This window comes from Microbispora sp. CA-135349 (assembly GCF_050947365.1).
In the GTDB taxonomy this organism is placed as follows: domain Bacteria; phylum Actinomycetota; class Actinomycetes; order Streptosporangiales; family Streptosporangiaceae; genus Microbispora.
Genome location: NZ_CP192001.1, coordinates 3,504,444 through 3,525,593, shown reverse-complemented (window position 1 = coordinate 3,525,593; position 21,150 = coordinate 3,504,444). Strand labels below are relative to the sequence as shown.

Genomic DNA, 21,150 nt, shown 5'->3' with positions numbered 1-21,150 from the left:
CGCCGCCCTGTGCTGTTACCTTCCGGGCTGTTACCTCCCGGGCGGTTACCTCCCGGCCTCGGACAGCGACAGCCCGGTGCCCGCGTCGAACAGGTGCGCACGGTCCAGGTCGACCATGACCTGCAGCCGCTCGCCCGGCGTACCGGTGAAGGTGGGTCGCGCCTTGACCTTGAGGATCTCCGTCCCCACTTGGACGTCGACCACCGTCCGGTCACCGAGCGGCTCAAGGCCGTAGAGCTCACCCGGCAACGACGCGTCCCCGCGCCGCTCGACGGACAGGTCTTCCGAGCGCAGGCCAAGCAGCAGCGGACGGCCGTTCTCAGCCGTGGTCCAGCGGGGCCGCGGCAGCGTCCAGCCTGCCGCGCCGACCAGACGATCTCCCTCGGCGTGGCAGGCGAGCAGACCGATCCGCGGGCTTCCGACGAATCCCGCGACCCACTGGTTGGCCGGACGCTCGTACACCTCGGTCGGCGTACCGACCTGTTGCACCTTCCCCTCCTTGAGGACCGCGACCTGGTCGGCCATGGACAAGGCCTCGACCTGGTCGTTGGTCACGTAGACGAAGGTCGTGCCGAGGCTCCGGTGGATGCGGGTGAGCTCGGTGCGCATCTCGACGCGGAGCTTGAGGTCGAGGTTCGTCAGCGGCTCGTCCATGAGGAACGCGCGCGGGCTACGGACCAGCGCCCGGGCCAGGGCGACACGCTGCATCTCACCGCCCGACATCTGCGCCGGACGACGCTGCAGCAGACGTTCGATGTGCAGCAGGTTCGACATCCGCTCGACGGCAGCGGCGATCTCGCTCGAAGAACGGCGGCGTGCCCGCAGCGGCGAAGCGATGTTCTCGTACGCCGTGAGTTTCGGGTAGAGGGCGTAGCTCTGGAAGACCATGGCCAGGTCGCGTGCGGCCGGGGGGTCGCCGGTCGCGTCCCTCCCGTCCAGGTACACCGACCCGGCGTCGAGCTTCTCAAGGCCGGCGATCGCTCGCAGGGTCGTCGTCTTGCCTGCCCCGGAGGGTCCCAGCACGACGAAGAACGAGCCGTCCGGCACGTCCAGCGTCACCCCGTCCAGGGCCTGGACCTTGTCGAAGGACTTGCACAGCCCGTGCGCTGCCAGGGTTCCCATCAGGCCACCAGCTCTTCCGTGCTCACGTCGTACACCGGCGGGGGCCCGCCGGTCTGCCGCAGCCCGACCGGTGCGTCAGCGGCGAAACGGACAGTCGGGGGCATCCGAACCCGCACGTCGCGCTGACCGCCGTGGTCGACCACGTAGATGATCTCGTCGCCCAGCCACTCCGCCGAGACCACGCGGGCCGGGACCGAACCTTCCGCCCCTGGTTCCGTGACTTCCAGCGCCTCCGGCCGGACGCCCGCGACCAGGCGACGGTCGCGCGGCAGGCCCGGCGGTGGCGTGAGGACCAGTCCGCCCTGACCGCGCAGCTTCCCGTCGGCCACCTCCACCTCGATCAGGTTCATCGGCGGGGAGCCGATGAACGCGGCGCAGAAAAGACTCGCCGGGCGGTCGTAAACCTCCAGCGGCGTGCCGACCTGCTCGACGCGGCCCTTGTTGAGGATGGCGATTCTGTGCCCGAGCGACATCGCCTCGACCTGGTCGTGGGTGACGTAGACCATCGTCGCCCCCAGCTCCCCCTGCAGGTGCTTGATCTCCGTGCGCATGTCCTCCCTCAGCTCCGCGTCCAGGTTGGTGAGGGGTTCGTCCATGAGGAATGCGCGCGGTCGTCGCACCAGGGCGCGAGCAAGCGCGACGCGCTGTTGCTCCCCGCCGGACAGCCGGTGCGGTCGCCGGTCCAGGAGCGGACCGAGCCGCATCAGCCGGGCGGCCTCGTCGACCCGCTCGCGCACCTCCGCCTTGGGCAGTCCCTCGGCCCGCAAGGGGAACGCCAGGTTGTCGCGGGTCTTCAGATGCGGGTAGAGCGCGTAGAACTGGAACACCATGGCGATGTCGCGCTCGGCCGGCGGCAGGTCGTTGACCAGCGTGTCGCCGATGCGGATGTCGCCCGTCGTCTGCCTCTCCAGGCCGGCTATGGCCCGCAGCGTGGTCGTCTTGCCGCAACCCGAAGGGCCGAGCATCACGAACAGCTCGCCGTCGCCGATGGACAGGTCGACGTGTTCGACCGCGACCGTCCCGTCCGGGTAGCGCTTGTGCAGGGCGGTCACCTCGATGCCCGCCATCAGCGTCGCACCGCCCCGAGCGTCACACCGGCGACGAGGTGCTTGCGCACCAGGTAGGCGAAGACGAGTACCGGCAGGGCGAACACCACGGAGGCGGCGGCCACGAGACCCCAGTCCACCGTGGTTCCGCCGATGAGGCCGGCGATGGCGGGTGGGGCCGTCCGCACGCTGTCACTGGAGGTAAGGAAGATGGCGAACACGAACTCGTTCCACGAGAAGATCAGTGCGAAGACCGCCGTCGCGGCGATGCCGGGCAGAAGCAGGGGAAGGGTGAATTTCCAGAACGCCTGCAAGCGGGTGTAGCCGTCGAGCATGGCGGCATCCTCGTACTCCGCGGGCACCTCGTCGACGAACCCCTTCATCATCCAGATCGTGAACGGGACGTTGAACGCGGCGTAGATGAGGATCAGGCCGAGCTTGCTGTCGATGAGTCCGACCTGGCGGTACATGAGGAAGATCGGGATCACGACCACCACGGGCGGCATGAAGCGGGTGGACAGGATGAAGAACAGCTGGTCCTTCTTGGCCTTCACGGAGAAGCGTGAGTAGGCCCAGGCCGCGGGGACCCCCAGCACGGTGGCCAGCGCCGTGGAGACCCCGGCGACCACGACGGAGTTGAGGAAGGAGACGGACAAGGCCGAGCGACCGCTGCCGGAGGCGACGAACACGTCCTTGAAATGGTCCAAAGTGACCTTGAAGTCGAAGAACTTGGCCGGGATGGCGTAGACGTCCCGGTTCTCCTTGATGGACGTCTCGATCATCCACAGCACCGGGAAGAGCATCACGACGGCCAGCACGGCCAGCAGCGCGACCTCCAGCACGGCGCGGCCCCGGCCGCCGGAGCGACGCGCGGAGGGCGTGTTGTCCCGGGCAGGACCCGTGGACACGGCCTCGTCGACGGAGACGGCCATCAGTCCTCCTTGAGCTTGTTCAAGTAGCGCAGGTAGAGCTGCGTCAGGACGATGACGATGAGGACCATGAGGATCCCGTACGCCGAGGCGGTTCCGGTGTTGAAGCCCAGGAACCCGACCTTGTAGACGTGGAACGACAACGTCTCGGTGGAGACTCCGGGACCACCGTTGGTGAGGATGTAGACGAGGTCGAACAGCCGGAATGCCTCGATGGCCCTGAACAACACGGCGATGAGGAGCAGCGGCCACACCAGCGGAAGAGTGATGGTGCGGAACCGGAACCACTCGGACGCCCGGTCGATCGAGGCGGCCTCGTACAGGTACTTGGGAACCGCGGTGAGGCCGGCGAGTGCGATGAGCATGATGAACGGCGTCCACTGCCAGGTGTCGACCACGATCAGGGAGAGCAGTGCCGTCCGCTGCTGGGTGAGCCACTCCACCTGTCCCAGGCCGAGCGAGCCGAGCATGCTGTTGATCACGCCGAACTGCGCGTCGAGCATGAATCGCCAGAACAGCCCGACCACGACCGGCGACAGCATCATCGGGACCAGGAACAGAGTGGTCAGCACTCCTCGCCCGTGCGTGCGCCGCGCGATCAGGTAGGCGATGGAGAAACCCAGCACGGTCTGCAGGGTGACCGCGCCGACCACGTAGACCAACGTCGTCAAGGCCCTCAGGTGGACCTGCGCCGAAGTCAGGATGGCGGTGTAGTTCTCGAGCCCGACGAAGTGGGCCGGCCCCCCGCGGGTGGCCGAGTAGTCGGTGAAGGACAGGTACAACGCCCACAGCAACGGGAACACCGACATTGCGAGCAACAGCAGCAGCGCCGGAGAGATGAAGGTTACGGCGAGCCCGCGGTCGCCGAAGCGGCGGCGGGCCCGGCCCGGTGCAGGCGGCGTCGCGGACGCCACCTGCCCGTGGTCGGTCGTCAGGGGGACGGGGTCACTCACAGTCCGCCGCCGCCCTTGCGGTTGCCGGAGTCGAGCACGCTCTGCTGCTGCTTGGCGATCTCGTCGAGCGCGTCCTTCGGCTTCTTCGCGCCGTTGAGAGCCGCGTTCACGTTGGTGTTCTCGATGTCGACGAGGCGCGCGTACTCGGGTACGTTCCACATGTCCCGCATCCGCGCGACCGAGTCGGCGTACACCTTGTTGAACGGCCCGGCGTTGAGGAACTCGGGCGACTGCAGGGCGTCCGTACGCGCCGGCACGCCACCGGCCGCGGCCCACTTCTTCTGGATGTCAGCCTGCTCGAACCACTTCATGAAGTTCAGGGCTTCCGCCTGGTTCGCCGTGGGCGAGTAGGCCGACACGTGCATCCCCATGCCGCCGAGAGGCACCAGGTTCGTCTTCTGGCTCGGCAGGGGGGCGAAACCCAGCTTGTCGAGAATCTGCTCCCGCGTGGTGCCGAGCGTCGACTGCTTCGGGTCGAGCAGGCCGCCGCTCGCGGCGATCCAGTTGAACGCGATGCACGCCTTGCCCTGGGCGACCGCCGCGTTCACCTCGTCGATGAACCAGTTGCCGGAGCCCTTGGCGGTCAGCGGCTTCATCTTGTTGACCAGGACGTCCATCGCCTCCTGGCCCGCAGCGTCGTTGAGAACACCGTCGATCTTGCGCGTCTTGGCGTCCCAGAGGTTGCCGCCGTAGACGCCGTTGACCGTGTTGTAGGTGACGGCCGCGGCGTCGGAGCCGTTGGCCTGGTGGAAAGCCAGCCCGCTGACGCCGGGGTTGTCCGCCTGGCACTTCTCGGCGACCGAGATCATCTCGTCCCACGTCTGCGGTGGCTTGTCGCCGATCAGGTCCTTGCGGTAGATCATCGTCCAGGTGTCGCCGAGCAGCGGCAGGCCGTACAAGCTGGCGTTCTCGTCGCGCTTGCCGGTCTCCGCCTGCGGGTACTGGCCGTAGGCCGCCAGGAGGTACGGGTTGTAGGCCTTGACGTCGATGTTCTTCTTGACGAAGTCGGTGATGTCGAGGATGTTGCCGTTCGTCACGGCCTCGCCGATGTGCTGCGAGTCCAGGATCGCGATGTCGAAGTCGGTCTTGTGCGCTGCGAACTGGGTGAACATCGCGTCGTGCCAGTTCGCGTTCGGCACGGTGTTGACCTTGACGGTGACGTTCGGCCGCACCTTCTTGTACTCCGCGTTCGCGAAGTCCTCCAGCGCGTGAGCGGGCGGCCAGTCGAACCAGATGAACTTGAGGGTCAGCGGGTCCTTGGTGAGCTCCGGGACGGTCGCCGGCGCCTTGGGGGCGCCCGCCTGCGCGCCGTCGTCCTGGCCGCAAGCCGCCATGGTCGTGACCATCAACATGGCCGCCGTCGCCAGCCGCACCGTTCGACCGGGAACGGACAGTCGTCCTATTCGCTTCGGATACCGCATCCTCTTGCCTGCTTTCTGGGGGTGGGGACGTCTGGAGCCCTGCTGCGTGCTTCGCCGGGCAGTCTGGGGGGTGTTCAGGCGTGTTGCCGGCTGTCGCAGGGGCTGACCCGCAGACCGGCGTCACGAGTACGCCGCGACGTAATCGGGCTTCAAGCAGTCGAGAAGTTCTTCGGTCCTTGTGCGGTCCAGTGGCGGATCGAGTAGGACCGACGTCGACATGCTCATAGAAGCTCCAACTGATCGAAGCGGAGCGATGACGGGCGGTTTCGTAATGGGTGGAGGATGGCTGGCATCCGGCACCTTTCCTATACGATCCGCGTGGGGGCGTCAATATCCCGCAGCGTTGCGACCGACGTCAACAGGTTCCCGAAAACCCAAGAAAGGACCTCACGTCACGATGGACGACGAAGTGATGATCGCGCGGCGCCGTGGGGCCATGACGGGCGGAACGCCCCCGCGAAGATCTCGCGGCCGGCTCGCCGACGAGGTGTACGACACGCTGCTCGGACAGCTGATGTCGCTACGGATCGAGCCTGGCTCCCGTGTCACGATCGACGTCCTGGCGCGGGAGCTTGGGGTCTCGCAGACGCCGATCCGAGACGCTCTCAACCGCATGGAGGCGGAGGGCCTGGTCGTGCGTGTGCCCCATGCCGGCTATCGCATTCCCCCGCAAATCACCCGTCAACGATTCGAGGACATGCTTGAGCTCCGCCTGCTCCTCGAGCCGGCGGCGGCGCGCAGATCCGCCGAACGCGCATCCCCCCAGCAGGTGGCCGGTCTGCGACGAATGCTGGAGGAGATGGCGGAGCTGGAGGGGGGCAACGGGATCATGGCCTATGGCGCCTTCGGGCTGCGCGACGCCGCTTTTCACGATCTCGTCGCCCTGAGCGCGGAGAACCAGGTCATCCGCGAAGCGCTCGCTCGCCTGCACACGCACGTGCACCTGTTCCGGCTTCTCCACGACACCCAGGTCACCCACCTGGCCATGGCCGAGCACGAAGAAGTCGTGGCCGCGATCGCCGCACGCGACCCCGACGCCGCCGCCTACGCCATGCGCCGGCACATCCTGCTGTCCGGCGAGCGGTTCCGGCGCTTGTTCGACGAGGTCAAGGATACGGACGAATAGCGGTAAGGGCTTGACGGGCGGGCCGGGCCGAGGAATGCTAACCAATCAGATCGGATCGGATCGGATCTACCTCACCCCCCTCAGATGCGAGGAGAAGCAGGTGCCCAGAGCACTGCTCCTTACCGGCGACGCCGCCGAGGAGCTCGACACCATGTATCCCTACTATCGCGTACAGGAGGGCGGCTGGGACGTCGACGTCTCGTCACGGACGTTGCGTGACGTTCAGCTGGTCATCCACGAGTTCGACCCCAACTCCGACGCCTACGTGGAGAAGAACGGCCGGAAGCTGCCGGTCGACGTGCCCTGGGCCGAGGTAGACGTCGAGCGCTATGACGCCCTCATCATTCCTGGGGGACGTGCCCCCGAGTGGATCCGGGTCGACCCCGACGTCAGGCGCATCACCGAGCACTTCTTCGCGCGCAACCTCCCGATCGCGCTGGTGTGCCACGGCGCGCAGGTGCCGGCTGTGTACGGGCTGCTGAAGGGCCGCAAGACGGCGTGCTTCCCCCCCATTACCGGTGACATGGAGAACGCGGGCGCGACGGTCATCGACGCTCCCGACGTCGTGGACGGAAACCTCGTCTCCTGCCGCGGCTGGCCCGACATGCCGCAGTTCGGCCGGGTGATGATGGAGGTCTTCTCGAAGTCCGTCAACTCCGCATCGGCATGAGCACCTGAGGCATCTCGGTGACGACACTTCGGACCGTCACAGTCGACGGCTCCCCCGTCCACGTCATGGAGAGCGGCACCGGGCCCGCGGTGCTGATGCTGCACGGCTCCGGACCCGGTACGACCGGATCCGGAGCCTGGGCGGCGACGGCACAGGCGCTGGGCACGTCCTGGCACCTGGTGGCTCCTGACCAGGCGGGGTTCGGCCGTACACCGATCCCGGCGGGCTCCCGGGGCGGGCTCCGGCTGTGGACGGAGCAGGCCGCGGGCCTGATGGATGCTCTCGGTGCCGAGCGCTACGCCGTGGTGGGCCACTCCATGGGCGGCGCCGTGGCGCTGGCGTTGGCGGCCGCGCGTCCCCAGCAGGTCACCCATGTCGTGGCGGTCTCGACGATGGGTGCCCCCGGGGCGCCGCTGTCCGCCGATCTCGACGCGCTCTGGGCCGCCCCCGCCGGCCCGGTCGGGGCACGAGACATGTTGAGCCGCCTCGTCTTCGACCAGGCGCTCGTGACCGAGTCGGCCGTCGCGGCCCGTGCGGCCGCAATGGAAGCGGGGGCGGCCGCATACGCGTCGTTGTTCCCGCCACCCAGGGCACGCTGGGCCGACGACCTCACCCTCTCGGCGCAAACGCTGGCAGGGATCCGCGCGCCCGTGCTGCTCGTCCACGGAGCCGAGGACCGAGTCACCCCGCTCGGGACGGCAGCCCTGCCCCTGCTCGAACACCTGGCCGATGTGCGTCTGCACGTGCTCGGCCGATGCGGGCACGTGCCGGCGCTCGAGCACCCGCACGACTTCAGGCGACTCCTGTCGTGCTTCCTCGGCCGGGAACGAGATCACTGATTGCTGCGACAGGTCTCACCCGATCTGCTGCGTCACGGGCGTGGTATCCGCCACATCCGGAGTGCGGGACCCCCACCCCGCCCGGGTGAGGCGGAAGCGGCCGTGCCGAGACGCCGGCCACCCCAGGGCTGGGTCGACCGCCGGCGATCGACGAGGATAGGACCACGGCCTTGGGACACGGTCAGGCCGTGTCGCGGACGGCTCCGTTCAGGGTGAAGCCGGCCGGCTTGCCGTTGGTGCTGCCGGTCGTCGTGACGAGGAAGCCGAAGGCGGCGCTGCCGCCAGGGGCGATGCTCCCGTTCCAGCGGCCAGGTAGGTGGCGCCTTAACCGCAGGTAGCGGACCCGATACAAGATTCGCGATGGTTGTCCACCGATTACCGCTATTTGTAATCTGCACAAGTGAGCAATGTCGAGAGGACCGATGGGCGGTTGTGGGGCGTCAGCGACCTGCACGTCGCCTATCCCGACAACCGTGAGATCCTCGAAGGGGTCCGGCCGGCGTCCGACGCCGACTGGCTCCTGGTCGCCGGTGACGTCGGCGAGCTGACGCCCCACATCGAGTGGGCGCTCACCCGCCTCAAGGAACGTTTCGCCACCGTCGTCTGGGTGCCCGGCAACCACGAACTGTGGACGCTGGCCGACGACCCCGTGCAACTGCGTGGCGACCTGCGTTACAAGTACCTCGTCGACATGTGCCGGCGTATTGGCGTGCTCACGCCCGAGGACCCTTATCCCGTGTGGCACGGCCCGGGGGGTCCGGCCAGGATCGCCCCCCTGTTCCTGCTCTACGACTACTCGTTCCGCCCGCCGGGGCTCTCCCAGCGGGAGGCGCTCGCATGGGCGGAGGAGGCCGGCATCGTCTGCACCGACGAGTTCTTCCTCCACCCGGATCCGTACCCGAGCAGGCAGGACTGGTGCGCGGCGCGCCTGGCCCTCACCGAGCAGCGCCTGACGGCACACCAGGACGGTCTGCCGACCGTCCTGGTCAACCATTTCCCGCTGACCCGTGACCCGCTGAAAGTGCTGCGCCACCAGGAGTTCGCCCAGTGGTGCGGCACCACACGCACTCACGACTGGCACCGCCGCTTCAACGCGTCGGTCGTCGTCTACGGCCACCTTCACATCCCGCGGACCACCTGGGCCGACGGGGTGCGCTTCGAAGAGGTTTCTCTCGGTTACCCGCGCGAGTGGAAACAGCGGCCGCGCCCGCTGCTGCAGAGCATCCTTCCCGCAGAGGAACCCTTAGGATCGAGCTGATCCTGCCTTCGTACATCGTGGCCGTCGACACCCGCGATGAGCTCCTGGACGGCGCCTAGTTCGCCGAGGAGGAGGCCGTCATCTCCCGCTCGGTGGACACAAGCGCCGCAGGGAGTTCACGACGGCCCGCGTGTGCGCCCGCGAGGCCCTGCGCATGCTGGGCCGTCCCGCCACCGCGATCCTTCCCGGCGTACGCGGCGAGCCGCTGTGGCCGGACGGGGTCATCGGAAGCATCACCCACTGCGGCCATCAACCCACTCACAGGGGTCTTCTCCGCGCAGCTGCTGGTCACCGGGGCCGGACGTGACACTCTGCCCCACGGCCGAGACGAGCCCGGAGAGCACCCCGGTCTTGTGGGCGACGAGCGGCTGCTCCATCTTCATCGCCTCCAACACCACGATGGTCCGCCCAGGCGTTCGGTGACGCGGCCGCGAACGGCTTTCCCTCCCTCGCCACTCTGGCGGTGCTTCCGACTGGGCCTCGGTCAGTCGATGCCTTCGACGATGCGGAAGTCGCGCTCGACGCCGTCGGAGAGGGCGGCCAGCGCCTCCTGGTAGGCCGCACTCTCGTACGCCGCGACGGCCTGCTCGAAGCTGTCGAACTCGACCAGGACGGTGCGCTCGGCGATTCCGGCGTCATGCGCCACGACCCGACCTCCACGGACGAGGGTCCGACCGCCCCCGGCCCGGACGGCCGGACCGGCCAGCTTGTTGTAAGCAGCCAGCTTCTCAGGGTCTGAAATGGTGCGGTAGACGCTGACCCAGTAGCCCTTGGGCATGGAACCTCCAGTGTTGGGATGAGTGCATCTGACTTACGGGTTGGTCTCGGACGAGCGTCGGCGGGCGAGAGCGAGGCTTGTCAGCGTCGTGATCGCCATGGCGCCGATGCCGACCAGCGCCGCGGTGGTGTAGGCGCTGTCGTCGGGGAAGAGGTGGCCGGAGCCGGTGCCCGCGGCGAGGATCAGGCCGCCGACGGCGCTGCCCAGGGAGTATCCGACGCTGCGGACGACGTAGTTGAAGCTCATGGCGCTCGACGTCTCGCTCTTGGGGGTGACGGCCAGGATGACGCCGGGCATCGCGGCCGAGAAGCCGCCGACGCCGAAGCCGAGCACGCCCATCGCCGCGAACAGTTCGGCCAGGTCCGACCGGGCCACCGCGAACAGGGCGAACCCGCCGCCGACCACGACGGCGCTGCCGGCCAGGAGCAGGGGGTCGGCGATCCGCGTCCGGACCCGCGGTGTGAGCTTGCCTGCGACGAACCCCAGCACCGAGAACGGGATGAGGACCAGCCCGGCGACGAAGGTCGTCAGCCCGAAGCCGTAGCCGGCGCCGTGCGGCGTCTGCGCGTACCGGGTGATGAGCGTGAGCAGGAGGTACATGCCGATCCCGCCGACGAACATGGCGAGGTTCGCCCCGGCGACCGCCGGGTGCCGCACCGCCCGCACATCGACCAGGGGCGTCGTGCTGCGCAGCTCGATGACGGCCCAGACGCAGAGCAGCACCACCGCGACGACGGCGAGGCCCGCCGCCACGGCGAGGTGCCGGCTCCACAGATTCCGTTCGCCGGCGAGGAACAGCACCAGGAGCAGCGCAGCGGCCAGGACGACCGTGCCTGCCACGTCCACGTGGGCGGAGCGGCCTTCGGGGGCTTCGGGCATGGAGCGCCACGCGGTCAGGAGGGCGGCGGCGGTGACGAGCAGGCCGAGGCCGTAGGCGGCCCGTACCCCGCCGAGCTCGGCGAGCAGTGCGGCCAGCGGGTAGCCGACGCCGGCCCCGATGATCGAGACCACCGAGATCAGGGCGATCACGGCCCCGCTGCGCTCCTCGGGGAGGTGGTCCCGGGCCACGCCCATCATCAGCGCCGTCAGCCCGAGCCCGACGCCCTGGGCCGCCCTGCCGGCCAGCAGCCACGCGAACGGCAGCGGCAGCACGGTGAGCGCGCTGCCGGCGACGACGACCGTCAGCGTGGCGAGGATCGTGGCCCGCCGGTGCGGGCCGGCTCCGAGCCGGCCCAGGACCGGCGTGGCGACGGCGCCGCTGAGCAGCGCGACGGTCAGTGTCCACTGCGCGCTGCCGAGCGAGACGTGGAACGAGGTCGCCACGCTGGTGATGAGCGGCGTCCCGAGGCTGGCGACCGCCGCCACGACCAGAGCGATGAACATCAGGGCGGGGACCAGCAGCCGCGCCTCGGAACGCGCCACCGGGAACGCCTTCGCCGCGACCCCGCCGACCGGCTGCCCGGTCACTGCTTCGGCCCTTCGCGGTCCTGGCTTTCGAGCTCTGCCAGATGCTTCAGCGCCGGAAGGGCCGCCACCAGCGCCTCGACCTCGTCGCCGGTGAGTTCGCCGATCAACCGCTCGAACGCGTGGACGCCCGCCTGGCGCCGCGTCCGGACATAGGAGGCGCCGGCCTCGGTCAGGCACACCAGCGTGACCCGCTTGTCGGACGCGTCGCCCCGCCGCTCGACCAGGCCCGCCTCCTCCATCACCCGGACCAGGGCGGTCATCGCGGGCTGGGTGACGCCCTCGACCGCGGCCAGATCGGTGATGCGCCGCGGGCCGGTCCGGTCCAAAGTGGCCAGGGTGGCGGCGGACGTCAAGCTCATGTCCCGGGGCAGGCGTCTCACGGCCCTGGTGGCCAGGCCGTAGAGGACTGCTCCGATGGCGGCGGACGCGCCAGGAGCGGTGTCTTGACGACTCATGCCCGAAGCATAACGTCTTTATATTCACAGTTTATGGAAATGCTCACCGGCGCGGGCGGCCTCGACCACTGGGAGCCGGCGTCGGTGATCCGGTTGGCGGTCTTCTGGCCGGTGGTGAGCTTGCGGGCGCGGGTGGCCTCCGGGGCTCGCATCACCAGCCGGGAGTTACACCACTCGAGGGGACGTCACCTGACGTCGTCTCGAGAGGTAGGCCTCAGCCCCCAGAGAGTCTGACAGCGGCCGCCGCTGTGAGGACAACGCATCCAGGGTGGACAGCACATGCTTTCGCCACCCGGCCGCCACCGCATAACCACGATGAGCCATCGGTGCCAACAAGCTTGATCCGAGGAAACTCGCCCGCCAGGTCGCAACGCTCCGCCGGTTCCAACCAGCGTGATCCGGCTCACCGGGGTGAGTCGGGAGATCCCTCCACGGTGTGATCCGGATGATCGGCGGTCTCCCTAGACTGGCCGGATGGCTTCTCCCCCCGCCCAGCGGGCGCGGCTGCGGCCAGTCGCCCGGCTGGGCCGCGCGCTCACCGCGGCCGTGTGGACCGGCAGGGCCGGTCCGCCACACCCCCGCCCCCGGCGGCTGGCCCCCCGCGCGCCGGGGTTTCTGAGTCTGCTGCCGTTCCGCACGATCGACCTGGTCCTCGTCGCCGATCTCGTGCTGGCCTTCATCCTGTTCTGCGCCGTGCAGGCGCTCATGAGGGACGAGTCGCTGTATATGGCGACGCCTCTGGACGAGGGAGAGATCGCGTTCATCGCCGTGACCTCCTCGCTGCCGCTGGCGCTGCGCGACCGCTGGCCGCTGACGGCCTGGCGACTCGCGGTGGTGCTGATTCCCTGGGGGATCGCCACCCGCGGCCAGGACCTGGGGGCGGCCTTCCCCGCCGACGCCGTGATCATGTACCTGCTGGTGGTCTACGCGGTCGCGGTCCGCTGCAAGCGGCACGTCATCATCGGCGTGTGGGTGATCTCGGCTGCCGCCCTGTGGATCCTCGGCATCCAATCCGGCCCCAACCTGCCCGGCGTGACGCTCATCGGCATCGCCATGGTGACCGTCACCGTCCTGTTCGGCTACAACGTCCAGGCCAGGAGGACGGCCGCCGGGCGGCTGGCCGAGGAAGAACGGCGCAGCGAGCAGGCGCTGGCCGGGCAGGCCGTGCTGGAGGAGCGGGCCAGGATCGCCCGGGAGCTGCACGACGTGGTGGCGCACCACATGTCGGTGATCGCCATCCAGGCGGAGGCCTCACCGCTGAAGGCGCGGGGGGACGCGCGGCTGCTGGAGGAGGGGCTCGGCGAGATCCGCGCGCTCTCGCTGGCCGCCATGACCGAGATGCGCCGCGTGCTGGGCGTGCTGCGCGACGGGGACGGGCGTACGGACACCGCACCGCAGCCGAGCCTGGACCGCCTGGACGAACTCGCCGCCACCGCGCGCTCCGCCGGGCTCGCCGTGGAGCTCAAGCTGGACGGCGACCTGCTCGAACTGCCCGCCGCGGTGAATCTGTCCGCCTACCGGATCGTGCAGGAGTCGCTCAGCAACGCCATGCGGCACGCGCCCGGCTCGGCCGTCACGGTGAAGATCTCCCGATCCGGCGACGAGCTGAACATCCACGTGGCGGACGACGGCGGGGACCGCGCCGCCGCGGAGGCGGCGAAGGCGGGGCGCGAGAAGCACACGGGACACGGCCTGATCGGGATGCGGGAACGGGCCGCCATGCTCGGCGGGAGCGTGTGGGCGGGGCCGGCGGGAAAGGGCTTCGTGGTCACCGCGATACTTCCGATCACTGAGGAAGCATGACGATCCAGGCGATCACGGAGGACGCGTGACGATCAGGGTGCTCATCGCCGACGACCAGGGCATGGTCAGAACCGGCTTCACCGTGTTCCTGGACGCCCAGCCCGACATCGAGGTCGTGGGCGAGGCGGTGAACGGGCGGGAGGCGATCGAGCGCATCGCCGAGCTGCGGCCGGACGTGGTCCTGATGGACGTGCGCATGCCGGTCATGGACGGGCTGGCCGCGACCCGGGAGATCCTCTCCCCCGGCCCGCGCGGGGAGCGCGGGGAACGGACCGGTTCCGGCGAGGACGACGGGCGCCCGCCGAAGATCCTGATCCTGACCACGTTCGATCTCGACGACTACGTCTACGAGGCGCTGCGGGCCGGGGCCAGCGGGTTCCTGCTCAAGGACGCCTCCGCGCAGCAGCTGGCCGAGGCCGTACGGGTGGTCGCCGCAGGGGAGGCGCTGCTGGCGCCCTCGGTGACCAGGCGGCTCATCGCGGAGTTCGCCCGCGTCGGGCCGCAGCGCCCGCGCGTCCGCCTGGACGGCATCACCGAACGCGAGACCGAGGTGCTCGTCCTCATCGCCAAGGGCCGCTCCAACCAGGAGATCGCCGAGGAGCTCGTACTCTCGGAGCAGACGGTCAAGACCCACATCGGCCGGATCCTGGCCAAGCTGAACCTGCGCGACCGGGCCCAGGCGATCGTGTACGCCTACGAGTCCGGGCTGGTCCGCCCCGGAGAGTGAGGTCCCCAGGGGACCGTCCCACGCCCCGCTCCCCGTGATGGCGCCGCCTCCCTCCCTCCGGGGGGTGACGTGAAGGTGAGCACCGCGGTGTGCCGCGAGTTACCGATCTTGATTCGTAGCGTCCTGTCTCGTTCCCCCGAACCGGACAGGAGGCCCCCGTGCTCCGCTCCTCGCTCGCCGTCGCCACCGCCGCGGCGCTCACCTACCTGGTCGTTCCCTCGCCGCAGGGTGACCGGATCATCCGCGTCTACGGCGATCTCAGTACGGCGGAGCACGTGGCCGTCATCGTCCCCGGCGCCGACACCACGTCCGCCACCTTCGACGGCGGGCGGCCCAAGCCGTACAGCACCCCCGGAGGCGGGGCGCGGGCGGTGCTCGCCCAGGCGCGGGAACTGGATCCGGCAGCCCGGCTGGCCGTGGTCGCCTGGCTCGGGTACGACAGCCCGGCGACCGTCAGCCTGGGGGCCGCCACCGGCTGGGCCGCGGAGAAGGGCGCCCCGGCGTTGCGGCGCTACGTGAACGAGACCCTCCGCGGCAAGCGGGTCAGCCTGCTGTGCCACAGCTACGGGTCGGTGGTGTGCGCCAAGGCCGCGCCGGGGATCCGGGCGGACAACCTGGCCGTGTTCGGCAGCCCCGGGCTCGGCGTCTCCTCGGCGGCCGAGCTGGGCGGGGTCCCGCTCTGGGTGGGCAGCGGCACAGAGGACTGGGCGCGCGGCATCCCCAAGATCGAGATCGGCCCGCTGGGCTTCGGCCGCGATCCCGCCGAGCCCGGCTACGGTTCCCGGGTGTTCGCGGCCGACGCCGCCGGGCACAGCGACTACCTCGCCCCCGGCGGCGAGTCCCTGCGCAACCTCACCCTGATCGCCCTCGGGCGGACCGCCGAGGTGTCCCATGCGTGACCCGGCCGGGCGCCGTACGGCGGCGCGGGTCGAGGCGATGACGCCGCCGGGGCGGGACCGGGGGGTGGACGCGCTGCGGGCGCTGGCGATCGCCGGGGTGGTGCTGGGGCACTGGCTCGTCACGGCGTGGGTGCCCGGGCCCCGGGGGACGGTCGCCGTCTCCAGCCCGCTCGCGTTCATGCCGGAGCTCGCGCCGCTGTCGTGGGTGCTGCAGACGCTGGCGGTGTTCTTCTTCGTGGGCGGGTACGCCGCGGCACGGAGCCTGCGGACTGCGGATGATCGGGCGCGTGCGGAGACGGCGGGTCCGGCGCGGGCGAGAACGGACGGTCCGGCGCGTGCGGAGACGGCGGGTCCGGCGCGGGCGAGAACGGACGGTCCGGCGCGGGCGGCGGCGGGTCCGGCGCGGGTGCGGGCCAGGATGGGGCGGCTGCTGCGGCCGGTGGGCCCGCTCCTGCTGGTCTGGGCGGGGATCGCGGCGGGGCTCGTGCTGCACGGCGCGCCGTACGCGACGGTCAGGGCGCTGGCGCTCCCGGCGCTCGGGCCGATCTGGTTCCTGGCGGTCTTCGCGGTGCTCACCGCCACCACTCCCCTGCTGCTGAAACTGCGGCCGGGCGTCACCGCCGCCTCGGCGGCCGCGGTGGTACTCGCGGTGGACGCGGTCAGGTTCGGCCTGGGCGGGCCGGCCTGGCTGGGGTGGGTGAACCTCGCGGCCGGGTGGCTGGTGCCGTACATGCTGGGGGTGGGCTGGGCGGGCGGCGGGCTCGCCTCCCGGCGGACGGCGGTGGCGCTGCTGGCCGGAGGGGCGGCCGGGGCGGCGGTCCTGGTGGCCGGGTTCGGCTATCACGCGAGCATGGTGGGCGTGCCGGGGGCGGGGGTCTCGAACCTCAGCCCGCCCACGCTGGCCGCCGTCGCCTTCGGGCTCGCCCAGGTGGGGCTGGCGCTGCTGGCGCACGGGCCGCTGGGGCGGCTGATGCGCCGGCCCCGGCTCTGGGCCGCGGTGGCGCTGCTCAACCTGTCCGCTATGACGATCTTCCTCTGGCACCTGACAGTGGCTGCCGTGACCGCCCTGGCCGCACTCCGCTTCGGCGCCGTCCCGGGACTGCTCACCCCGCCCGCCCACCTCTCCTGGCTGCCGGAGCGCCTGGGCTGGCTGCCGGTGTTCGGAGGGCTGCTCGCCCTTGGCAGGGGTCTGTCCAATCAACGGGTCTGTTCCGTAATCGGTGGTGGCGCTCAGTGATCTTCAGTGCAGCAGGATGCGGTGGCGCAGGAGGTCGAACCCTGCCCGGCCGTGCATCTGCCGGCCGTTGTGGTGCGGCAGGATGATGCCGGCGTTCACGGCCTCGCGGTCGAGTTCGAGGCCGTTGGCGAAACCATGCAGGTGGGGCAGGTTGGCGGCCCGGGCGTCGGTGAGCCAGGCGGTGAGCTTGGCGTCGTTACCCGCGGCCGGGGACAGGAGCTCAGCGAAGGAACGGATCGGGCGGGCGAGCTCGGCCAGCTCAGGGCACGCACACACGAGTTCCTGCAGCAACGCGGTGTCGGCCTCGCGCAGCCTGCCGGTGCGGGTGAGCAGGAGCCGAGACAGACGGCGAAGGAACCGGCGGGCCAGGCGGCCGACCGGGAATTGAAGCAAGCTGACGATTGACGCAGCCAGCGCCGGTATGGGTTCGGTCACGGTTCTGCGCTGGCTGTATGCACCAGCGCCATGCCGATGCCGATGCCGAGATGCCCGTGGTCGGTGTGCGCGCCGTGGGCGAGCTGTTCCGCGCTTGACGTCGCCGTCCGGGCGAACAGCTCGTGAAGAAGTGCCTGAGTGCCGATGCTCGCTGTGAGCAAAACCTCGATCCGAGGCTCACGTCCGCTGAGCGCGTACGCGAGCACCATGGCCACCAGTGCCCCGGCGCCCAGAATGCCCGGCGGCACGGAGCCGCCCCCGGCGAAGGCATGGCCGCCCGCGGAAAGAACAACGCACACCGTCGCGAAGACGAGGGCTCGCAGCACGCGCAGCACCGGATGCCGGGGGGACGCGAACATCATCCTGTCAGCCTGACGCCCCGCCGAGAAGACCCCTCGGCATCGGCGTGGTGAACATCGCCTGTGGACGTACGGACGCATTGAGCCTCGCAGCCCCGTCGCACCGTGGGTTTCCCGGATATCGGCAGGTGGCCGGGGAGCGACCGGAGAGCCTGTCGTTCCCCGGCGAACGGTGCTACCAGGCGACCGGCAGACAATCGAGACCGTAGACGATGGAGATCTCGCGGAACGCCAGCTGCTCGAACGGCACGGCCAGCCGCAGACCGGGAAAACGCCGTAGCAGCGCGGGGAAGGCGATCCGCATCTCCATCTGCGCCAAAGGAGCCCCGATACATCTGTGGATGCCGTGTCCGAAGGCGACGTGAGGGCTCACCTTGCGCCCCGGGACGGCCCGGTCCATGTCCGGGCCGAGGGCGGGATCGCGATTGGCGGCGGTCAGCGAGCACAGCACCATCTGCCCCTTGGCGATGGGCTGCCCGGCCACCACGAGATCCTCGCGGGCGAAGCGCGGGAAGGCGACCTGAACAACTGTCAGGTACCGCAGGAGCTCCTCCACGACCTTGTCGACGTGGTCGTCGGTTTCGCGGACCAGGGTGGCCTGCTCGGGATTGCCCAGCAGCCACAGCGTGCCGAGAGCGAGCATGCTGGTGCTGGTGTCGTGCCCGCCGGTCAGCAGGCCGTCGGCCAGACCGGCCAGCTCGCGATCGCTCACCTCGTCACCGTGCTCACGCAGCAGCGTGCCCAGCAGGCCGTCACCGGGGTTCGCGCGTTCCTTGGCGACCAGATCGGTCAGGTAGGTGATCGAGTCGTTGACCGCCCGGATGGAGGCTTCGGGACCGGCGGACAGGTCGAACCTGTCGGCGCTCATCCGGAGGAAATCGGACCGGTCGCCGTACGGCACACCCAGCAGTTCGCAGACGACGAGCGACGGGATGGGAAGGGCAAACGACCGGACCAGGTCTGCTTCACGCCCGCTCCGCTCCATCGCGTCCAGATAGTCGTTGACGATCTTCTGAATGCAGCCGTCCAGCCGCCGCAGCCGCCGCATGGTGAACTCGGGCGTCAGCAGGCGCCGCAGCCGCGTGTGCTCGGGCGGGTCGCGGAAGCCGAGACCGCCGGGGTCTTCCTGGTTCGCCCCGGCGGCGATCACGTTCGCGAAGTCGTTGCTGAACCGGGTCGCGTCGCCCAGTACGGCCCGGACGTCGTCATATCGGGTCACCAGCCAGACAGTGGACCCGTCGGGCATCCGCATCGGGAAGACGGGCTGCTCGGATCGAATACGTCCGAGCTCCGCCACAGGATCGAAACCTTGGCGGAGGAACTGCATGAGGGGAAATTCGTCATCGGCCATCGAAGATGATCCTTCTACGAAAGGCGCGCCGGCTGTCACATCGGCCGGAGGCCGGCGCGGAGGATGGGAGTCCGGAGGAAGACGTCGCATCAGCGGCATGTCCGGTCCGGAAACTGGTCTTGGGCAAATGCCGGCGATCAGGAAGGTGTGTCCCCGCCGGCGGGTTTCCTTCTCCGCCGTATCAGCAGTGCCACGGCTCCGGCGAGTGCCAACCCGGCCATGACCGCCCATGTCCAGGCGGGGAGGCCGCCCTGCTCGTCCGTCGCGCTCACGGGTGTGCGGGCCGGAACCGGGCTGGACATGGGGACGCCGGACACCGGGGTGCTGGACACGAGGGTGCTCGGCAGCCGAGCCGACGAGGAACCCACGGTGAAGGGGATCTCTCCTTCGAGGGGGCGGCCATCGGCGGAGACGACCCGCCAGACGACGGTGTAGCTGCCGTGGGGAAGCGGCTCGTCGACGTCCACGAGCACCTTGGCGCCGCGGGTTCGGGGTGTGCCGGAGGGGAAGCGCTGCCCGGCCGCGTCGTGCAGGAGCACGACGGGATAGCGCACGTTGTTGTTGAACTCCAGCTCGATGAGGTCGAGGCTGGAGACCACGGCGTTGCCGGCGGGTGTGCTCGATCGCAGGGTGTCGTGTGCCAGCGCCGGTGCGGCGAATGCTCCCAGGACGGCGCACAGAAGGCCGAGGAGAAACGCTCTGGCTGTTTTCTTCGTCACTCGTGCTCACCGTTCTCGGAACCCGATGGGCGGTCCGCCACGTCGTCCGGGAGCGGCGGCGTCGACGGTTTGCCGCCCCGCGCCACCAGGACGGCGGCCGCTCCGAGAACCGCGACCGCGGCCACGACCGCCCAGATCCAGCCGGGTACGCCGGTCTCCTGATCCGGGCGGTCCGCTCCGGCCACCGGGGCGGCGGGCGCCGTCCCTCCGGCCGATGCCGCCGACGAGGATCCGACGACGAACGGTATCTCCCCTTGGATGGGGTGGCCGTCGGAGGAGACGACCCGCCAGGCGATGGTGTAGCTGCCCTGGGGAAGCGGGCCTGCGACCGCTTCCACCACTGTGGAGTCGTCGACGCGTGGCGTACCAGATTCGAAGCGGCGTCCGGCTGCGTCATGAAGGAGGACCGTGGGAAAACTGACATGCGCGCTGAATTGCAACTCGATCTTTTCGAGGCCGGAGACGACGGCGTTCGCGGCGGGTGTGCTCTTCTTCAGGCTGTCGTGCGCAGACGCGGGTGCGGCGAACACCACCGCGAACAGGCACGAGATACCGAACAGGAAGACCGCTATGACCGAGGGATGCTTCACGACAGGCTCCGGGGATGCGGGGAGGTCGTGGCCCGGCGTGTGACGGCGGACGGCGGTGTCATCGGTAATCTCCAGTCGTCGTGTGCGGGTACCTGCGGGCGCGCGGGCCGTACGGACCGGCATGGGGGTCCGCGTGTCGTCGAGGCGAGCCGCTACGGGCAGGCGGCGTGACGTCCAGGCGGGCAGGCCGCGCGAAGAAACCTCAGAAGGGCTCAGAAGAGCTAAGAGAGGATCACAGGAACACGAGAACCGGCGGGCCGCGCCGTACGACGGCGTGTCGCAGGACAGCCTCACGCCGAAGTTCGCGGTCAAGGTTGTACGACGCGAGCCGGGGGCGGGGGCGTATGCGGGCAAGGAACTGGAACAGCGTGAGCAGCGCCCGGAGCCAGTGGATCGCGCCCGTGCCGATCCTGTGCAGGATCGACCACAGCGCCGCTTCGCCCCGCGACAGCCACCACCCCGTGATCAGCGCCGCGGTGAGATGCGCGGTGAGCATCCCGGTGCCCACCCCCAGCCGGTGCGTGTGCGCCACGGCCGGTGTCTCCGTCGAGAGCGCGAGTGACCCGAGGAGTTCGTGCAGGAAGACCTGTGCTGCCAGGAGCAGGCCGATGACGACCAATGGTGACCGCTCCCGGCCCGCCGTCGCCGCGGCGACGGTCATGACGCCTGCTCCGCCGATGAGAAGTGCCTGGGGAGTCGGGGCGGCCCCACCGGCGAACCAGTGCGCGCCCACGGCGAGGAGCACGCAGACGACCGAGAAGGCGGCCGACCGCGCGAGTCGCAGGGGTAAGGCGGCGCGCATGACGAAGACGACTATCGCACAGAGGCCGGTCGGCCCCAAGACCGCCGCCATCCGTTCGCTCGGTCGGGCTCGGTCCGGTACACGAAGGGGAGAACCGGTGCCGGACGACATGGTGAGCGCCTTGGTTCCTTCGTCCTCATCGACCGCTCGCGCTCCTTCACGAG

At 69.8% G+C, this 21,150-nt stretch carries 23 protein-coding genes and 2 pseudogenes; 9 read left to right on the top strand and 16 right to left on the bottom strand.

The genetic code is table 11. The features are described from left to right. Positions 1 to 45 precede the first annotated feature (45 nt). The 5 genes from ACQPZZ_RS16510 to ACQPZZ_RS16490 are packed head-to-tail and all read right to left on the bottom strand — an operon-like array spanning position 46 to position 5,423. A complete protein-coding gene (locus ACQPZZ_RS16510) occupies positions 46 to 1,122 on the bottom strand; it encodes an ABC transporter ATP-binding protein (RefSeq protein WP_432932974.1) in 1,077 nt (358 codons plus the stop codon). Continuing rightward, positions 1,122 to 2,189 carry an ABC transporter ATP-binding protein gene (locus ACQPZZ_RS16505; RefSeq protein ID WP_432932973.1) on the bottom strand — a complete coding sequence of 356 codons (1,068 nt, stop codon included), beginning with the start codon at positions 2,187 to 2,189 and terminating at the stop codon, positions 1,122 to 1,124. Before ACQPZZ_RS16505 ends, ACQPZZ_RS16510 begins: the two co-directional genes overlap by 1 nt. Continuing rightward, entirely contained in the window at positions 2,189 to 3,100 is a 912-nt protein-coding gene (locus tag ACQPZZ_RS16500; RefSeq protein ID WP_432932972.1) for a carbohydrate ABC transporter permease, read from the bottom strand. Before ACQPZZ_RS16500 ends, ACQPZZ_RS16505 begins: the two co-directional genes overlap by 1 nt. After that, on the bottom strand, positions 3,100 to 4,050 hold the full coding sequence (locus ACQPZZ_RS16495) for a carbohydrate ABC transporter permease (RefSeq protein WP_432932971.1): 951 nt from the start codon (positions 4,048 to 4,050) through the stop codon (positions 3,100 to 3,102). Before ACQPZZ_RS16495 ends, ACQPZZ_RS16500 begins: the two co-directional genes overlap by 1 nt. Further along, positions 4,047 to 5,423 carry an extracellular solute-binding protein gene (locus ACQPZZ_RS16490; RefSeq protein WP_432932970.1) on the bottom strand — a complete coding sequence of 459 codons (1,377 nt, stop codon included), beginning with the start codon at positions 5,421 to 5,423 and terminating at the stop codon, positions 4,047 to 4,049. The genes ACQPZZ_RS16495 and ACQPZZ_RS16490 overlap by 4 nt, the downstream gene beginning before the upstream one ends. Positions 5,424 to 5,868: 445 nt before the next feature. Between ACQPZZ_RS16490 and ACQPZZ_RS16485 the strand changes: the two genes are divergently transcribed. The 3 genes from ACQPZZ_RS16485 to ACQPZZ_RS16475 all read left to right on the top strand — a co-directional run bounded on the left by ACQPZZ_RS16485 (position 5,869) and on the right by ACQPZZ_RS16475 (position 8,106). Further along, on the top strand, positions 5,869 to 6,597 hold the full coding sequence (locus tag ACQPZZ_RS16485; protein WP_432932968.1) for a GntR family transcriptional regulator: 729 nt from the start codon (positions 5,869 to 5,871) through the stop codon (positions 6,595 to 6,597). Positions 6,598 to 6,697: 100 nt separating this feature from the next. Beyond that, positions 6,698 to 7,267: a DJ-1/PfpI family protein gene (locus tag ACQPZZ_RS16480; protein WP_363636301.1), complete on the top strand. Its 570-nt coding sequence runs from the start codon at positions 6,698 to 6,700 to the stop codon at positions 7,265 to 7,267. Positions 7,268 to 7,284: 17 nt separating this feature from the next. Next, positions 7,285 to 8,106 carry an alpha/beta fold hydrolase gene (locus ACQPZZ_RS16475; RefSeq protein ID WP_432932966.1) on the top strand — a complete coding sequence of 274 codons (822 nt, stop codon included), beginning with the start codon at positions 7,285 to 7,287 and terminating at the stop codon, positions 8,104 to 8,106. 181 nt (positions 8,107 to 8,287) lie between these two features. Here ACQPZZ_RS16475 and ACQPZZ_RS16470 read toward each other — a convergent pair whose 3' ends face one another. After that, complete coding sequence (locus tag ACQPZZ_RS16470; protein ID WP_432932964.1) at positions 8,288 to 8,458, bottom strand: cellulose binding domain-containing protein; 171 nt, start codon at positions 8,456 to 8,458, stop codon at positions 8,288 to 8,290. A 48-nt stretch (positions 8,459 to 8,506) separates the two neighbouring features. Here ACQPZZ_RS16470 and ACQPZZ_RS16465 point away from each other — a divergent pair, with 48 nt between their 5' ends. Both ACQPZZ_RS16465 and ACQPZZ_RS16460 read left to right on the top strand, forming a co-directional pair. Beyond that, a complete protein-coding gene (locus tag ACQPZZ_RS16465) occupies positions 8,507 to 9,364 on the top strand; it encodes a metallophosphoesterase family protein (RefSeq protein ID WP_432932963.1) in 858 nt (285 codons plus the stop codon). 109 nt (positions 9,365 to 9,473) lie between these two features. Then, positions 9,474 to 9,671 (top strand): annotated as a pseudogene (locus ACQPZZ_RS16460) (hypothetical protein); the annotation flags it as partial. Here the strand turns inward: ACQPZZ_RS16460 and ACQPZZ_RS16455 are convergent. The 4 genes from ACQPZZ_RS16455 to ACQPZZ_RS16440 all read right to left on the bottom strand — a co-directional run bounded on the left by ACQPZZ_RS16455 (position 9,598) and on the right by ACQPZZ_RS16440 (position 12,064). After that, the gene (locus ACQPZZ_RS16455; protein ID WP_432932961.1) at positions 9,598 to 9,762 is read right to left on the bottom strand and encodes a biotin/lipoyl-containing protein; all 165 of its coding nucleotides are present in this window, start codon (positions 9,760 to 9,762) and stop codon (positions 9,598 to 9,600) included. The pseudogene ACQPZZ_RS16460 and the gene ACQPZZ_RS16455 sit on opposite strands and share 74 nt — an antisense overlap. Positions 9,763 to 9,848: 86 nt before the next feature. Beyond that, entirely contained in the window at positions 9,849 to 10,142 is a 294-nt protein-coding gene (locus ACQPZZ_RS16450; protein WP_363636313.1) for a DUF1330 domain-containing protein, read from the bottom strand. A gap of 33 nt (positions 10,143 to 10,175) precedes the next feature. After that, positions 10,176 to 11,609, bottom strand: coding sequence for an MFS transporter (locus ACQPZZ_RS16445; protein ID WP_432932959.1), 1,434 nt, complete (start codon positions 11,607 to 11,609; stop codon positions 10,176 to 10,178). Continuing rightward, entirely contained in the window at positions 11,606 to 12,064 is a 459-nt protein-coding gene (locus ACQPZZ_RS16440) for a MarR family winged helix-turn-helix transcriptional regulator (RefSeq protein WP_432932957.1), read from the bottom strand. The genes ACQPZZ_RS16445 and ACQPZZ_RS16440 overlap by 4 nt, the downstream gene beginning before the upstream one ends. 474 nt (positions 12,065 to 12,538) lie before the next feature. Here ACQPZZ_RS16440 and ACQPZZ_RS16435 point away from each other — a divergent pair, with 474 nt between their 5' ends. The 4 genes from ACQPZZ_RS16435 to ACQPZZ_RS16420 all read left to right on the top strand — a co-directional run bounded on the left by ACQPZZ_RS16435 (position 12,539) and on the right by ACQPZZ_RS16420 (position 16,730). Continuing rightward, entirely contained in the window at positions 12,539 to 13,867 is a 1,329-nt protein-coding gene (locus ACQPZZ_RS16435) for a sensor histidine kinase (RefSeq protein ID WP_432932955.1), read from the top strand. 25 nt (positions 13,868 to 13,892) lie between these two features. Beyond that, on the top strand, positions 13,893 to 14,594 hold the full coding sequence (locus ACQPZZ_RS16430) for a response regulator (protein WP_432932953.1): 702 nt from the start codon (positions 13,893 to 13,895) through the stop codon (positions 14,592 to 14,594). 158 nt (positions 14,595 to 14,752) lie between these two features. Next, positions 14,753 to 15,493, top strand: a complete 741-nt coding sequence (locus ACQPZZ_RS16425; protein ID WP_432932951.1) for an alpha/beta hydrolase — start codon at positions 14,753 to 14,755, stop codon at positions 15,491 to 15,493. Then, entirely contained in the window at positions 15,486 to 16,730 is a 1,245-nt protein-coding gene (locus tag ACQPZZ_RS16420) for an acyltransferase family protein (RefSeq protein ID WP_432932949.1), read from the top strand. The genes ACQPZZ_RS16425 and ACQPZZ_RS16420 overlap by 8 nt, the downstream gene beginning before the upstream one ends. 3 nt (positions 16,731 to 16,733) lie before the next feature. Here the strand turns inward: ACQPZZ_RS16420 and ACQPZZ_RS16415 are convergent. The 6 genes and pseudogenes from ACQPZZ_RS16415 to ACQPZZ_RS16390 form a co-directional block, all read right to left on the bottom strand. Next, positions 16,734 to 17,081 (bottom strand): annotated as a pseudogene (locus tag ACQPZZ_RS16415) (ISL3 family transposase); the annotation flags it as partial. Between the two features lie 80 nt (positions 17,082 to 17,161). Beyond that, positions 17,162 to 17,527: a hypothetical protein gene (locus ACQPZZ_RS16410; RefSeq protein ID WP_432932948.1), complete on the bottom strand. Its 366-nt coding sequence runs from the start codon at positions 17,525 to 17,527 to the stop codon at positions 17,162 to 17,164. 172 nt (positions 17,528 to 17,699) lie between these two features. After that, on the bottom strand, positions 17,700 to 18,875 hold the full coding sequence (locus tag ACQPZZ_RS16405) for a cytochrome P450 (RefSeq protein WP_432932946.1): 1,176 nt from the start codon (positions 18,873 to 18,875) through the stop codon (positions 17,700 to 17,702). Between the two features lie 137 nt (positions 18,876 to 19,012). After that, on the bottom strand, positions 19,013 to 19,594 hold the full coding sequence (locus ACQPZZ_RS16400; RefSeq protein WP_432932944.1) for a copper resistance CopC family protein: 582 nt from the start codon (positions 19,592 to 19,594) through the stop codon (positions 19,013 to 19,015). Next, a complete protein-coding gene (locus tag ACQPZZ_RS16395) occupies positions 19,591 to 20,307 on the bottom strand; it encodes a copper resistance CopC family protein (protein WP_432932942.1) in 717 nt (238 codons plus the stop codon). Before ACQPZZ_RS16395 ends, ACQPZZ_RS16400 begins: the two co-directional genes overlap by 4 nt. Before the next feature lie 109 nt (positions 20,308 to 20,416). Continuing rightward, complete coding sequence (locus tag ACQPZZ_RS16390; RefSeq protein WP_432932940.1) at positions 20,417 to 21,037, bottom strand: MFS transporter; 621 nt, start codon at positions 21,035 to 21,037, stop codon at positions 20,417 to 20,419. Positions 21,038 to 21,150 lie beyond the last annotated feature (113 nt).

What these genes read in the sequence shown, in the direction of transcription:
- ACQPZZ_RS16510 (WP_432932974.1), bottom strand. Translation starts at nt 1,122, where the DNA reads ATGGGAACCCTGGCAGCGCACGGGCTGTGCAAGTCCTTCGACAAGGTC.
- ACQPZZ_RS16505 (WP_432932973.1), bottom strand. Translation starts at nt 2,189, where the DNA reads ATGGCGGGCATCGAGGTGACCGCCCTGCACAAGCGCTACCCGGACGGG.
- ACQPZZ_RS16500 (WP_432932972.1), bottom strand. Translation starts at nt 3,100, where the DNA reads ATGGCCGTCTCCGTCGACGAGGCCGTGTCCACGGGTCCTGCCCGGGAC.
- ACQPZZ_RS16485 (WP_432932968.1), top strand. Translation starts at nt 5,869, where the DNA reads ATGGACGACGAAGTGATGATCGCGCGGCGCCGTGGGGCCATGACGGGC.
- ACQPZZ_RS16450 (WP_363636313.1), bottom strand. Translation starts at nt 10,142, where the DNA reads ATGCCCAAGGGCTACTGGGTCAGCGTCTACCGCACCATTTCAGACCCT.
- ACQPZZ_RS16440 (WP_432932957.1), bottom strand. Translation starts at nt 12,064, where the DNA reads ATGAGTCGTCAAGACACCGCTCCTGGCGCGTCCGCCGCCATCGGAGCA.
- ACQPZZ_RS16435 (WP_432932955.1), top strand. Translation starts at nt 12,539, where the DNA reads ATGGCTTCTCCCCCCGCCCAGCGGGCGCGGCTGCGGCCAGTCGCCCGG.
- ACQPZZ_RS16420 (WP_432932949.1), top strand. Translation starts at nt 15,486, where the DNA reads ATGCGTGACCCGGCCGGGCGCCGTACGGCGGCGCGGGTCGAGGCGATG.
- ACQPZZ_RS16410 (WP_432932948.1), bottom strand. Translation starts at nt 17,527, where the DNA reads ATGATGTTCGCGTCCCCCCGGCATCCGGTGCTGCGCGTGCTGCGAGCC.
- ACQPZZ_RS16405 (WP_432932946.1), bottom strand. Translation starts at nt 18,875, where the DNA reads ATGGCCGATGACGAATTTCCCCTCATGCAGTTCCTCCGCCAAGGTTTC.
- ACQPZZ_RS16395 (WP_432932942.1), bottom strand. Translation starts at nt 20,307, where the DNA reads ATGCCGGTCCGTACGGCCCGCGCGCCCGCAGGTACCCGCACACGACGA.
- ACQPZZ_RS16390 (WP_432932940.1), bottom strand. Translation starts at nt 21,037, where the DNA reads ATGGCGGCGGTCTTGGGGCCGACCGGCCTCTGTGCGATAGTCGTCTTC.